The following is a 13,105-nucleotide window of genomic DNA, read 5'->3' as shown; positions in this document are numbered from 1 at the left end:
GCGGCCCGAGCCTTCGGCAGCTCCTACAGAATGCGGGTTGGGGTCGTCCATAAAAAATGCCCCGGCTCTTGCGAGGCGGGGCATTTTTCATCGCAGCGTCAAATCAGCGATTGCGGGTCAGCAAGGCTGGTTTTTCGCCACGCGGGCGAGCTGGCAGTTGATCGAGCTGCTCAGGTGTCGGGAAGCGGTCGGCTTTCGATTCCTTGTGCATGATCTTCGGACCGTTGCTGCGCGGGTTTTGCACAGCCGGTTCGCTGCGTGGCTGGTCGTCACGGGCTGGACGGCGGTTGCGCGAGGACGAAGCGTCATCGCGACGAGCCGGCTGACCATCACGCGGTGCACCATTGCGCGGGCCGCTGCGTTTGGCCGGTGGGGTGCCGGTGCTCGAGCCGTTGCTGTTGCGCGGGCCGTTCTGGCGACCTTGTGGCTGACCGCCACGTGGTGCGCCGGAACCTGCGCCTGCGCCCTGCGCCGGTGCGCCTGGACGACGGCCGCGACCGCCAGCCGGGGCAGGCTTTGGCACGTAGTCAACGCGGTTACCGAAGTTGTCCACATCGTCGTCGAGGAACTCGTCCGGTGCACGATCAGCCGCCGCACGCGGTGGCTGGCTCGGACGCTGTTCACGGGCCGGAGTGCCTTCGCGCGGTTTCTGCTGACGGGCAGGACGCTCGCCACGTTCACCGGCCGGCTTCTCTTTGCCCTTGTCTTTGCCCTTGTCTTTACGACCGCCGCCACCGCCGCCGCCATTCGGCCCGTCGCCGCGTGGGCCACGTGGGTTGCGCGGGTTACGCACGTCCGGACGCTCGCGCACTTCCGGCTTCTCGGCTTCAATGGTGCTCGAATCGAAGCCCATCAGGTCGCCGTCGGCGATTTTCTGCTTGGTCATGCGCTCGATGCTTTTCAGCAGTTTTTCTTCGTCCGGTGCGACCAGCGAGATCGCTTCGCCCGAACGACCGGCACGGCCAGTACGGCCGATACGGTGAACGTAGTCTTCATCAACGTTCGGCAGTTCGAAGTTGACCACGTGCGGCAACTGGTCGATGTCCAGACCACGTGCAGCGATGTCGGTGGCGACCAGAATGCGTACTTCGCCAGCCTTGAAATCGGCCAACGCTTTGGTGCGCGCGTTCTGGCTCTTGTTGCCGTGGATCGCCACAGCCGGCAGGCCGTGTTTGTCCAGATACTCGGCCAGACGGTTGGCGCCGTGCTTGGTACGGGTAAAGACCAGTACCTGTTCCCACGCGCCAGCGGTGATCAGGTGCGCCAGCAGCGCACGCTTGTGGCTGGCCGGCAGACGGAATACGCGTTGTTCGATGCGCTCGACCGTGGTGTTCGGCGGCGTCACTTCGATGCGTTCCGGGTTGTGCAGCAGCTTGCCGGCGAGGTCGGTGATGTCTTTGGAGAACGTTGCCGAGAACAGCAGGTTCTGACGCTTGGACGGCAAGCGCGCGAGAACTTTCTTCACGTCGTGCACGAAGCCCATGTCGAGCATGCGGTCGGCTTCGTCGAGGACGAGGATTTCCACGTGGGACAAGTCAACACTGCCCTGGCCGCAGAGGTCGAGCAAACGACCCGGGCAGGCGACGAGTACGTCAACGCCACGGGACATGGCCTGAACCTGTGGGTTCATGCCGACACCGCCGAAGATGCAGGCGCTGACGAATTTCAGGTCACGGGCGTAGATCTTGAAGCTCTCGTGAACCTGGGCCGCGAGTTCGCGGGTCGGGGTCAGGACCAGTACGCGCGGTTGGCGCGGGCCGTGACGCTGGGATTTGTCCGGGTGACCGTTGGGGAACAACCGCTCCAGGATCGGAAGGGCGAAACCGCCGGTTTTACCGGTACCTGTCTGTGCCGCAACCATCAGGTCGCGACCTTGCAACACGGCGGGAATAGCCCGCTGTTGCACCGGAGTAGGCTCGGTATAGCCCGCATCTTCGATGGCGCGGACTAAAGCCTCGGAGAGACCGAGGGAAGCAAAGGACATGAGTAATCCTGTTTTAGTTAGGGCTTGGCCCAATGGGAGTCTTGCCTGGCGCGAATCACGTTTAAGAGGACGCAATCCCGTCCGGTCCTGCTGCGGTTCCGAAGGCACGTCTGGAGCGCTCGCGCGGGCTGCAAAGCTGCGCTGTAGCGGGTCGAGAGGCCTGTTACGGTTCCGGGCGTCCGGGCGTGAGCCTGGCGGGAACGCCGGAGTATAACAGAGCAATCACTGCGCGCCGCTTTCCTGCTGCTCAACGGTTTTACTGCTCGCCGAGGCATTGCCCAGCGGCGCGGCATCCGCCGGAGCTGCGCCATAGCGGGCGCTCAGCTCGGCATAGGCCGGCTCGCGCTTGAAGCGCTTGAGCTCGGCACCGAAGCGCTGTACGAGTAAATCCATGCCGGCATTGCGGCGAACCGCGAGAAATTGGCTCTGACGGCTAATAACTGTAGGGTTTTCAGTGATCTGATTGCGGATATCCAATTCGTCGAGCAAATGCTGGCCGACGCGGCGATCGGTGATCAGCAGATCAATCCGGCCACGCACCAGTTTGCCGAAATTGGCCTCGTGGGTTGGCGCCGGTTCGCGGGTAAACAGCGTCGAATTGCTGAAGTCGGGGCTGTACAGATAGCCCGGCGAGGTGCCGATGGTCAGGCCTTTGAGTTCTTCGAGTTTGCTGAACGGATGCGGCCGATTGTTGGCGTAGAACATCACGAACTCGACGTCCGACAGCGGCTCGCTCGGGTAGAGCAAGGTGGCGTCGCGTTCATCACTGTGAAAAATATCCAGTGCACCGTCGGCTTGGCCGGTTTCGAGCATCGACAGGCAACGCTTCCACGGCAGGAATTGCCATTCGACTTCAATGCCCAGGCGTTTGAAGACAATGGCCGTGGTTTCGTAGTCGAGTCCGAGGTTCTTGCCGCCTTCCTCATACACGTACGGCGCCCATGGCTCGGTGACAATACGCAACTTCTCGCCTCGAGCGGCAAAGCTCAGGCAAGCAAAAACCAGCACGGCGAATAACTGTGTGATCAAAGGCATGGCTTGAGATTACGACGAGAAACGCGAAAGAGCCAGAAAGTGCCTGCACAAGCTCTGTTTCGGGGCTTCAAAAGCAAAAGATCGCAGCCTTCGGCAGCTCCTACAGGTGTAATTAATACCAATGTAGGAGCTGCCGAAGGCTGCGATCTTTTGATCCTGCTTCTAACGCTTAACGAGGCAACTTCAGGTTATTCCAGATCGCCAGGCTAGGCTCAGCCTGGTTCATGGAATAAAAATGCAGCCCCGGCGCGCCGCCCTGCAACAAGCGCTCGCACATCTCGCTGACGACTTGCTCACCAAAGCGCTGAATGCTTTGCGTGTCATCGCCATAGGCTTCCAGTTGCTTGCGGATCCAGCGCGGAATTTCCGCACCGCAGGCATCGGAGAAGCGCGCGAGCTTGCTGTAGTTGGTGATCGGCATGATCCCCGGTACGACCGGAATATCCACGCCCAGCGCCTGCAAACGGTCGACAAAGTAGAAGTAGCTGTCGGCGTTGAAGAAGTACTGGGTGATCGCGCTGTCGGCGCCGGCACGGGCCTTGCGCACGAAGTTGGCGAGATCGTCTTCGTAGTTGCGTGCTTGCGGATGCATCTCCGGATAAGCAGCGACTTCGATGTGGAAATGATCACCGGTTTCTTCACGAATGAATTCAACCAGTTCATTGGCGTGACGCAGCTCGCCGCTGGTCATGCCCATGCCGGACGGCAGGTCGCCACGCAGGGCAACGATGCGCTTGATGCCGGCAGCCTTGTACTCGTTCAGCAGGCCGCGCAGGTCGTCCTTGCTGTCGCCGACGCACGACAGGTGCGGTGCGGCCGGTACTTTGACTTCGCTTTCCAGTTGCAGAACGGTGTTGAGGGTGCGATCACGGGTCGAACCACCAGCGCCATAGGTGCAGGAAAAGAAATCAGGATTGTAAGTGGCCAGCTGACGGGCAGTGGCGAGCAGTTTTTCATGCCCAGCATCGGTCTTGGTCGGGAAGAACTCGAAGCTGTAGCGACGGTCTTGGGACATGGTCATACCCTTGGAAACAAGAACCTTCGAGGCGCTGCAGTCCCTTGTGGGAGCGGGCTTGCTCGCGAAAGCGGCGGGTCAGACAACACAGATGTTGAATGTGAAGCCACCTTCGCGAGCAAGCCCGCTCCCACAGGGAGAGCGAGCAATCAGCGCCTGTTAGTAGCGGTAAGCGTGCGGCTTGAACGGGCCTTCGACGGTCACGCCGATGTAGTCAGCCTGTTGCTTGGTCAGTTGAGTGACCACGCCGCCGAAGCCGCGAACCATTTCCAGGGCCACTTCTTCGTCGAGTTTCTTCGGCAGTACTTCAACGGTCAGGCGCTCGGCTTTCTGGGCTGGCGACAGGTCGGCGTACTTCTGGCCGAACAGGAAGATCTGTGCCAGAACCTGGTTGGCGAACGAGCCGTCCATGATGCGGCTTGGGTGGCCAGTGGCGTTACCCAGGTTGACCAGACGGCCTTCGGCCAGCAGGATCAGGTAGTCGTCATTCTGAGCGTCGAAAGCGCCAGCACCGGTACGGTGGATCTTGTGTACCTGTGGCTTCACTTCTTCCCATGCCCAGTTCTTGCGCATGAAAGCGGTGTCGATTTCGTTGTCGAAGTGACCGATGTTGCAGACAACAGCACGCTTCTTCAGGGCTTTGAGCATGTTCGAGTCGCAAACATTGACGTTACCGGTGGTGGTCACGATCAGGTCGATCTTGCCCAGCAGCGCTTTGTCGATGCTTGCTTCGGAACCGTCGTTGATACCGTCGATGAACGGCGAAACCAGTTCAAAACCGTCCATGCAGGCTTGCATGGCGCAGATCGGGTCAACTTCGGAAACCTTGACGATCATGCCTTCCTGACGCAGGGACTGCGCCGAACCCTTGCCCACGTCACCGTAACCGATGACCAGCGCTTGCTTGCCGGACAGCAGGTGGTCGGTACCGCGCTTGATTGCATCGTTCAGGCTGTGACGGCAGCCGTACTTGTTGTCGTTCTTGGACTTGGTCACCGAGTCGTTGACGTTGATGGCCGGGATGCGCAGCTCGCCCTTGGCCAGCATGTCCAGCAGACGGTGTACGCCGGTGGTGGTTTCTTCGGTCACGCCGTGAACGCGATCCAGAACCTGTGGGTACTTGTCGTGCAGCAGCTGAGTCAGGTCGCCGCCGTCGTCGAGGATCATGTTGGCGTCCCATGGCTGGCCATCCTTCAGGATGGTCTGCTCCAGGCACCACTCGTACTCTTCTTCAGTTTCGCCTTTCCAGGCGAAAACCGGGATGCCGGCAGCAGCGATAGCGGCAGCGGCCTGATCCTGAGTGGAGAAGATGTTGCACGACGACCAGCGAACTTCGGCACCCAGGGCAACCAGGGTTTCGATCAGTACGGCAGTTTGAATGGTCATGTGGATGCAGCCGAGGATCTTCGCGCCTTTCAACGGCTGTTCGCCGGAGTACTTGCGACGCAGACCCATCAGAGCCGGCATTTCCGATTCGGCGATGATGGTTTCGCGACGGCCCCAGGCAGCCAGGGACATGTCGGCAACTTTGTAATCGTTAAAATCTGCAGGCGTGATAACAGCGCTCATGATGAGCCTCCATTCGTAATGTATGCGAATGGGCGCCGTTGTGCGTTTAGTGTCCGGCCGTGGCCAGTCAACGCCCCATCCGAGCCTGACAGGTTGAACCTGCTGCAGCGCCCCTCGGACAGGTGGCGGGAAAACGGTAGCAAGTGAACGTTACCGTTTTGAAACGGTGGCGATTATAGCCGTCTAGACTGATCTTCCAAAGGGTTTCTGTCGGCCAAATGAAGATCGTTAATGACGACCATAGTCGAAGCCGCATGGAGCATGACCGCTCAGTCTGCCAAGATACCGCTCATCGTTCGGCAAGACACTCAGGAGTGAAGATGAATTTCCACACCCGCAAATGGGTAAAACCCGAAGACCTCAACCCCAACGGCACTCTGTTCGGCGGCAGCCTGTTGCGCTGGATCGACGAAGAAGCGGCGATATACGCCATCGTGCAGCTGGGCAATCAGCGCGTGGTGACCAAGTACATTTCCGAGATCAACTTCGTCAGCGCCTCGCGCCAGGGCGACATCATCGAGCTGGGCATCACCGCCACCGAGTTCGGCCGCACCTCGATCACCTTGACTTGCGAAGTGCGCAACAAGATCACCCGCAAGAGCATTCTCACTGTTGAGAAGATGGTTTTTGTGAACCTCGGTGAAGACGGCTTGCCGGCACCGCACGGGCGCACCGAGATCAAGTACGTCAAAGACCAGTTTCAGGAAGATGAATTGGTCACCAAGTGACATTAGCGGTGCGCCCTTCGCGAGCAGGCTCGCTCCCACAGGTATAGCGTGAACCTGTGGGAGCGAGCCTGCTCGCGAAAGCGCTTTCAAAGTCACTGAAGATTGATCGGGTCACTGAACAGTCGTGAGCCGCGGGAGTCGTAGCTTAAAGCCCCCCACGGTTGCCACGCCATGACCACCCCCACCGACGGCAAGACCCCCGACCTCTCGGCCAAAGAACAGCACGAAGTCGAGAAGAGCCAGCCGCCGCGCGCGGCCGTCCTGCACGAAATCATCCGCTCACAAGGCGATCAGGAACTGGAGCGCAGCATCGCCGCACTCTGGTGGTCGGCACTGGCGGCCGGGCTGACCATGGGCCTGTCGCTGATGGGCATGGGCCTGCTCAACTCGCGCCTGCCCGAAGGTGACGAATTCAAGGTGATCGCCAGTTTCGGTTATTGCGCAGGCTTTCTGGCGGTGATTCTCGCCCGTCAGCAACTGTTCACCGAGAACACCCTGACCGCCGTGCTGCCAGTCATGACCAAGCCGACGATGCGCAATTTCGGCCGGCTGCTTCGCCTTTGGACGGTGGTGCTGGTCGGCAACCTCTGCGGCACGATTCTGGTCGCGTACGTGATGCTCGAACTGCCGATCTTCGACACCAAGACCGATCACGCCTTCCTCGAAATCGGCCGCAAGGTCATGGAAAACCACGCCAGCCAGATGTTCGCCAAAGGCATCGTTTCCGGCTGGATGATCGCCACCATGGTCTGGATGATCCCGTCCATGGAGAGTGCGAAGATGTGGATCATCATCCTCATCACTTATCTAATGGCGCTCGGCGACTTTACGCACATCGTGGTGGGTTCGGCCGAAGTGTCGTACCTGGTGTTTGCCGGCGAGTTGCCGTGGAGCGATTTCTGGATGGTCTTTGCCGGGCCGACGCTGGCGGGCAACATCATTGGCGGCAGCTTCATCTTCGCGCTGATCAGTCATGCACAGATCCGCAGTGAGAGCGGGGCGCCGAAGGAGTCTGCGGATCAGGCCGAGAAGCCTGATCCGCAGCAGAACAAAAAGTGATCAGTGATGCGCGGGTTCAGTGGTGGTCGCGGGCTCATTGCGAGTCGCATGTTTGACCAGTTTGCCGATGGTCAGGCCCTGCAACAGGATCGACGACAGCACTACGATGTAGGTGATGCTCAGCAGCAGATCGCGCTCCGGGCCCAGCGGCAGGGCCAGCGCCAGTGCCACCGAGACACCGCCGCGCAAACCGCCCCAGGTCAGAATCCGGATCGTGCCGGCCGGCACCGTCCGCCAGCGCCGCAGCAGGACGATGGCCGGGGCCACGGTCAGCAGGCGTGACAACAAAATTGCCACCGCCAGCAAACTCGCTGCCGCCACGTGCAGCCAGTTGAACGGCAGCAGCAACAGCTCCATGCCGATCAGCGCGAACAACAGCGCATTGAGCATGTCATCGAGCAATTCCCAGAAACCGTCGAGATAGCGCCGGGTCATTTCGTTCATCGCCAGATTACGGCCGACGTTGCCGATGATCAGACCAGCGACGACCATCGCAATCGGTGCTGAAACATGAATCTCGGTGGCCATCGCCGAACCGCCGATGACCAGCGCCAGAGTGAGCATCACCGTGATCTGATGCTGCTCGATACTCTTGATCATCCGATAGACCAGGTAACCGATCATCCCGCCGAACAACACGCCGCCAATCGCTTCGTGAACGAACAGCATGGCCGTGGCGCTGATGGTCGGGGTTTCGCCGAGTTGAGCGATGCCCAGCAGCACGGTGAACACCACGACTGCGGTGCCGTCGTTGAACAACGACTCGCCGACGATGGTGGTTTTCAGCGGTTTCGACGCATTGGCGGTACGCAGCACGCCGAGCACGGCGATCGGGTCGGTTGGCGAGATCAACGCGCCGAACAACAGGCAATAGAGGAAGCTCACGTGCCAGCCGAACAGGGCAAAGATATAAAAGGCGAGGCTGCCGATCACCGCGGTGGCAATCAACACGCCAAAGGTCGCCAGCAAACCGATGGGCCAGCGGTAGCTGCGCAGATCGTTCAGGTTGACGTGCAAGGCGCCGGCGAACAGCAGGAATGACAGCATCCAGTTCATCAACAGATCACCGAAGTCGATCTGGCCGATCAGTTGCTGCACGCGTTCTTCGAGGCCGGGGTAGCCGAGCACGCTCAGGCCTTGCAGCAACAGGGAGAACAACAGCGCAGTGACCATCACACCGATGGTCGGCGGCAGGCCGATGAAGCGGAAGTTGACGAAGGTGAGGAGGGTGGTGAGGCAGATGAAAGCGGCGACAAGTTCAAGCATCCGGGGTCCTTTGGATGAGGGGTGAAAGATAGCGCACCGAATCTTTGGTGCAGGGATTGGATGGGCTGAGTCAGGATCGGGACACAGTTGAGGGTGTGATGAGATCAACAGCCCCCTCACCCCAGCCCTCTCCCTTAGGGAGAGGGGGGAAAGGGAGCAGATCTTCAAGTCTTTCAGGGCCTGAGTTCGGCTCGAAATTTCAGGTCGATGTAACTCAAACATTCAACACGGTCAGTCCCCTCTCCCTCTAGGAGAGGGCTAGGGTGAGGGCTCTTGCAGGCTAAACCCGATCAGCCGGACACATTGACCGCAGCCGCTTCGCGACGTTGCAGATAGATGAAAAACAGCGCCGTCAGCACCGTCAGTACACCGACCAGCGCCCCCGTCCACGGCAAGTCCGCCAGATCCGCACCGCTGGCAACCACCAGACCACCGATCCACGCACCCGTTGCATTGCCGAGATTGAATGCGCTCTGGTTCAGCGTCGAGCCGAGGTTCGGTGCTTCGTGCGCTTGATCGATGATCAGCAATTGCAGGATCGGACACAGCGCAAAGGCAAAAATCCCCCACAGCACCAGCGTAATGGCGGCCGGAATCACCGAACGGCTGGTCTGGCTGAACGCCGCGAGAATTACCACCACCGCCAAGGCCACACCGACCAGCGACGGCAGCAAACGGCTATCGGCCAAGCGCCCGCCGAGCATGCTGCCACCGGTCAGGCCGACGCCGAACAGCAACAACATCACGGTCACACCGTGCGGGCTGACACCGGTGATGTCCTGCAGGATCGGCGCGATGTAAGTGAACACGCTGAACAGGCTGGTGGACGCCAATACACTCATGCCCAACGCCAACAGCACATTGACCTTGCCCAGCACTTTGAATTCGCTGGCGAGATTGGCCTTGTCCATCGCGATGTGTTTTGGCAGCCATAACCACTGCGCGAGCGCCGCGATCACGCCAATCACCGACACTGCCCAGAACGTCGAGCGCCAGCCGGCGTATTGACCGAGCGCTGTACCCAATGGCACGCCGAGGACATTGGCCAGCGTCAGGCCGGTAAACATCATGGCAATTGCCTGCGCGCGCTTGTTCGGTGCCACCAGTCCGGCGGCGACCACCGAGCCGATGCCGAAAAACGCGCCATGACACAACGCGGTGACCACGCGCGCCGCCATCAATGTCGCGTAGTTCGGTGCGAGGGCGCAGAGGATATTGCCGAGGATGAACATCAGCGTCATGCCCAGCAGCGTCGCTTTGCGCGGCATGTTCGCGGTGCCGATCGCCAGGATCGGCGCGCCGAACACCACGCCCAAGGCATAACCGGTGATCAACAGGCCGGCGTGAGGAATGCTCACGGCGAGGTCGCGGGCGACGTCGGGCAGCAAGCCCATGATGACGAATTCAGTGGTGCCGATGCCGAACGCGGCAACAGCAAGGGCAAGCAAGGCGAGTGGCATGCGCAAGGTCTCTGTCGTTAGTCTTGACGCGTTGATCAGGCATACGCAGGCCAGCGACCGTTCTCGAATGAGTACGGAGCAGGCAGGAATTATTGGTATTTTTCTGTGCGCAACTGAGTGCGGCGTGGTCGGTTGCAGTATAAACAGCTGCTGACACATCGCGAATCAATAATCTGACTATTCGGTTTTTCGGATGTTTAACCGTTTGGGTTTTCGGGTGCTCACTGTGGGAGCTGCCGCAGGCTGCGATCTTTTGATCTTGTTGTTAAAAATCAGAATCAAAAGATCGCAGCCTGCGGCAGCTCGTACATGGAGACTATAAAAATAAGGGGTGAGACGTGCTGGCGACAGCTTTGGTTTTGGTGGCGGCGCTTTTGCACGCGACGTGGAACACATTGATCAAATTCAGCGCCGAACGGCTGCTGGTGGTGGCGTGCATGGACACCGTGGCGCTGCTGGTGGTCGCCATCGCGTTGCCGTTCGTGAGTCTGCCACCCATGGAAATCTGGCCGTGGATTCTCGCTTCTGCGGCGTTTGAACTGCTCTATCGTTACCTGTTGATCCAGGCTTATCGGGTCGGCGATCTCGGCCTGGTCTATCCGCTGATGCGCGGGTTGTCGCCACTGGTGGTGCTGGCGCTGACGCTGATCTTCGCCGGCGAAGTCCTCACCACGCAGCAGATCTTCGGCATCATGCTGATTCCATTGGGCATGGTTTGCCTGCTTTGGCAGGGCGGCGGCGGAAAACACCTGCCGTGGTCGATGCTGCCGGTGGTGGCGCTGATCGGCCTGTGCATCGGCTGCTACACCTACATCGATGGCCAGGCGCTGCGACGCTGGTCGCACCCGCTGGATTATCTGGTCTGGGTGACGCTGCTGAGTGCCTGGCCGTTTCCGCTGTTGGCGTGGGTCGCCAAGCGTCCGGCGTTCCGGTTGTTCTGGCGCGAAGAGTGGAAGCTCGGGCTGGCGGTGGGCTTCTGCGTGTTGGCCAGCTACGCTTTGGTGCTGTGGGCGATGCAGTTGGGCTCGATTGCCGAAGCGGCGGCGTTGCGCGAGATCAGCGTGATTCTGGTGGTGCTGTTCGGTATGCGCTACCTGAAAGAACCTTTCGGCCGGCCACGGCTCTTAGCCTGTGGGCTGGTACTGATCGGCATGTTGATCATGAAGTTCTGACGGCCCGCGAATTCTATAAATCGAAAAAAGGACGGCGTTATGACGGTGGCTCTGTGGTGTGTGTTGGTCGCGATTTTTCTGCCGTATGTCTGCACGGGTGTGGCCAAGGCCGTGGGCGGTTACAGACTGAGTGACAACCATGATCCGCGCGACTTTCTCGAAAGCCTCAACGGTGTGGCGAGACGTGCGCATGCCGCGCAACTGAACAGCTTTGAAGTGATGCCGGCGTTTGCGGCGGCGGTGATCGTTGCGCACCTGGTGGGCACGGCGCAGCTGGTGACGGTCAATGTGCTGGCGGTGCTGTTTATCACCAGTCGCCTGCTGTACATCATTTGCTATCTGGCGGACTGGGCGATCTTGCGGTCGCTGGTGTGGTTTGTGGGGATGGGGTTGATTGCTTCGTTCTTCTTTGTATCTGTTTAGGTAAAGCAAGATCAAAAGATCGCAGCCTGCGGCAGCTCCTACTCAGGTTATGTGTTAATCCCCGTAGGAGCTGCCGCAGGCTGCGATCTTTTGCTTTTCAGGGTTTGTCGGCCACCTGCGGCACTTGCGGCAACGCCGCGCCTTTGGGCCAGAGCATCCAGATCTGCCCTTGCTGTTTCATGTCGCCGGCCAGTTGTCCGGCCGCATCACCGGTGCCCCAGAACAGATCCGCGCGGACCTCGCCGGCAATCGCGCCGCCGGTATCCTGCGCCGCCACCGGGCGCACCAGTGCCGTGCCATCCGGGCGGGTGGTCGACAGCCACAGCAGGCTGCCCAGCGGAATCACCTTGCGATCCACTGCCGCGCTGTAACCGGCAGTCAGCGGTACGTTCAGCGAACCGCGAGGGCCTTCGTTACTGTCCGGGTTGCGAGTGAAGAACACATAGCTCGGATTGCTGCCGAGCAGTTCCGGGATGCGCGCCGGATTGGCTTTGGCCCAGTTGCTGATTGCGCTCATGGTCACGTCTTCTTTCTTCAGCTCACCTTGTTCGACCAGCCAGCGCCCGATCGGCCGGTACGGATGACCGTTTTGATCGGCGTAGGCGATACGCAGCTGTTTGCCGTCCTGGGTCTGAATACGCCCGGAACCCTGGATCTGCAGAAATTGCAGGTTCATCGGATCGGTCAGGTACGCCACCACTGGAGCTTTGACGCCTTTCGATTCAATGGTCGCGGCATCGTCGTAAGGCTTGAGCACGCGGCCTTCGAGGCGACCGCGCAGACGTTTGCCTTTGAGTTCTGGATAAATACTGTCCAGTGAAACAATGATCATGTCTTCCGGCACGCCATACACGGGCACATTGGCCGTGTCGGTCGGCGTCAAGCTGCCGGGGTAGACCGGTTCGTAGTAACCGGTGATCAAACCGTTGGGGTTGTCGTTTTCAGCGCGCAGGCCGTAGACATCCAGATTCTGCTTGAGGAACGCGCGAATCTCCGTGGCGCTTTGCGGCACTGTGGCCGCCGCTGCGCAGGTCGGGCCCCAGACCGTATCAGCCTTGAGTCGGGTGCAGGCGCTGCGCCACGAACCGAAACCGGCGACCAGGTCACTGTCAGACACCGCCGGCAGTGCTTCCCAAGTGGCACTGGAATAGGTCGCGAGGGCATGGGTTTTCGGCTTGGCAGTCTCGCCACCGGTGCAGCCAGCGAGGATTGCCAGCAGCGGAAGGGTTGCGATCAGCGGGTGACGCCAGGCCTGGAAACGGCTGTTCATGGAGTGATTCCTGTGCCGGTTGCCCGAATGCTCCATGCGTTCAAGCAACCCGTATTTTTAATAGGGCTATTGGTGTTTGGCGGTGACGCGAGGATACTGGCCGCCGAATTCCGTGACCTGAAGC

At 60.1% G+C, this 13,105-nt stretch carries 11 protein-coding genes and 1 riboswitch; of the genes, 4 read left to right on the top strand and 7 right to left on the bottom strand.

What is annotated here, in order from left to right; translation table 11 throughout:
- Positions 1-103: 103 nt before the first annotated feature.
- The 4 genes from C2E19_RS27660 to ahcY all read right to left on the bottom strand — a co-directional run bounded on the left by C2E19_RS27660 (position 104) and on the right by ahcY (position 5,603).
- Positions 104-1,984: a DEAD/DEAH box helicase gene (locus C2E19_RS27660; protein ID WP_129395877.1), complete on the bottom strand. Its 1,881-nt coding sequence runs from the start codon at positions 1,982-1,984 to the stop codon at positions 104-106.
- A 222-nt stretch (positions 1,985-2,206) separates the two neighbouring features.
- On the bottom strand, positions 2,207-3,019 hold the full coding sequence (locus C2E19_RS27655) for an ABC transporter substrate-binding protein (RefSeq protein ID WP_129395876.1): 813 nt from the start codon (positions 3,017-3,019) through the stop codon (positions 2,207-2,209).
- Positions 3,020-3,188: 169 nt separating this feature from the next.
- The gene (gene metF, locus C2E19_RS27650) at positions 3,189-4,034 is read right to left on the bottom strand and encodes a methylenetetrahydrofolate reductase [NAD(P)H] (RefSeq protein ID WP_123376213.1); all 846 of its coding nucleotides are present in this window, start codon (positions 4,032-4,034) and stop codon (positions 3,189-3,191) included.
- Positions 4,035-4,193: 159 nt separating this feature from the next.
- Positions 4,194-5,603, bottom strand: a complete 1,410-nt coding sequence (gene ahcY / locus C2E19_RS27645; RefSeq protein WP_129395875.1) for an adenosylhomocysteinase — start codon at positions 5,601-5,603, stop codon at positions 4,194-4,196.
- Between the two features lie 23 nt (positions 5,604-5,626).
- Positions 5,627-5,725, bottom strand: a riboswitch (S-adenosyl-L-homocysteine riboswitch).
- Positions 5,726-5,923: 198 nt separating this feature from the next.
- On the opposite strand from ahcY, the gene C2E19_RS27640 reads away from it, so the two are divergent.
- On the top strand, positions 5,924-6,331 hold the full coding sequence (locus C2E19_RS27640) for an acyl-CoA thioesterase (protein WP_016984776.1): 408 nt from the start codon (positions 5,924-5,926) through the stop codon (positions 6,329-6,331).
- Positions 6,332-6,502: 171 nt separating this feature from the next.
- Positions 6,503-7,390, top strand: coding sequence for a formate/nitrite transporter family protein (locus C2E19_RS27635; RefSeq protein WP_129395874.1), 888 nt, complete (start codon positions 6,503-6,505; stop codon positions 7,388-7,390).
- On the opposite strand, the gene C2E19_RS27630 is transcribed toward C2E19_RS27635, so the two are convergent.
- Positions 7,391-8,656 (bottom strand): sodium:proton antiporter, encoded by a 1,266-nt coding sequence (locus C2E19_RS27630; RefSeq protein ID WP_129395873.1) that lies wholly within the window; start codon positions 8,654-8,656, stop codon positions 7,391-7,393.
- 290 nt (positions 8,657-8,946) lie between these two features.
- Complete coding sequence (locus tag C2E19_RS27625) at positions 8,947-10,116, bottom strand: MFS transporter (RefSeq protein ID WP_129395872.1); 1,170 nt, start codon at positions 10,114-10,116, stop codon at positions 8,947-8,949.
- Positions 10,117-10,454: 338 nt separating this feature from the next.
- On the opposite strand from C2E19_RS27625, the gene C2E19_RS27615 reads away from it, so the two are divergent.
- Both C2E19_RS27615 and C2E19_RS27610 read left to right on the top strand, forming a co-directional pair.
- A complete protein-coding gene (locus C2E19_RS27615; protein WP_129395871.1) occupies positions 10,455-11,288 on the top strand; it encodes an EamA family transporter in 834 nt (277 codons plus the stop codon).
- 39 nt (positions 11,289-11,327) lie between these two features.
- Positions 11,328-11,711 (top strand): MAPEG family protein, encoded by a 384-nt coding sequence (locus C2E19_RS27610; protein WP_129395870.1) that lies wholly within the window; start codon positions 11,328-11,330, stop codon positions 11,709-11,711.
- A 97-nt stretch (positions 11,712-11,808) separates the two neighbouring features.
- Here C2E19_RS27610 and C2E19_RS27605 read toward each other — a convergent pair whose 3' ends face one another.
- Entirely contained in the window at positions 11,809-12,981 is a 1,173-nt protein-coding gene (locus C2E19_RS27605; protein ID WP_129395869.1) for a murein transglycosylase A, read from the bottom strand.
- Positions 12,982-13,105: the final 124 nt, after the last annotated feature.

The sequence above is a fragment of the Pseudomonas sp. DTU12.3 genome, assembly GCF_004124275.1.
GTDB classification, from domain to species: domain Bacteria; phylum Pseudomonadota; class Gammaproteobacteria; order Pseudomonadales; family Pseudomonadaceae; genus Aquipseudomonas; species Aquipseudomonas helmanticensis.
This window is presented reverse-complemented; position numbering and strand designations above follow the sequence as displayed.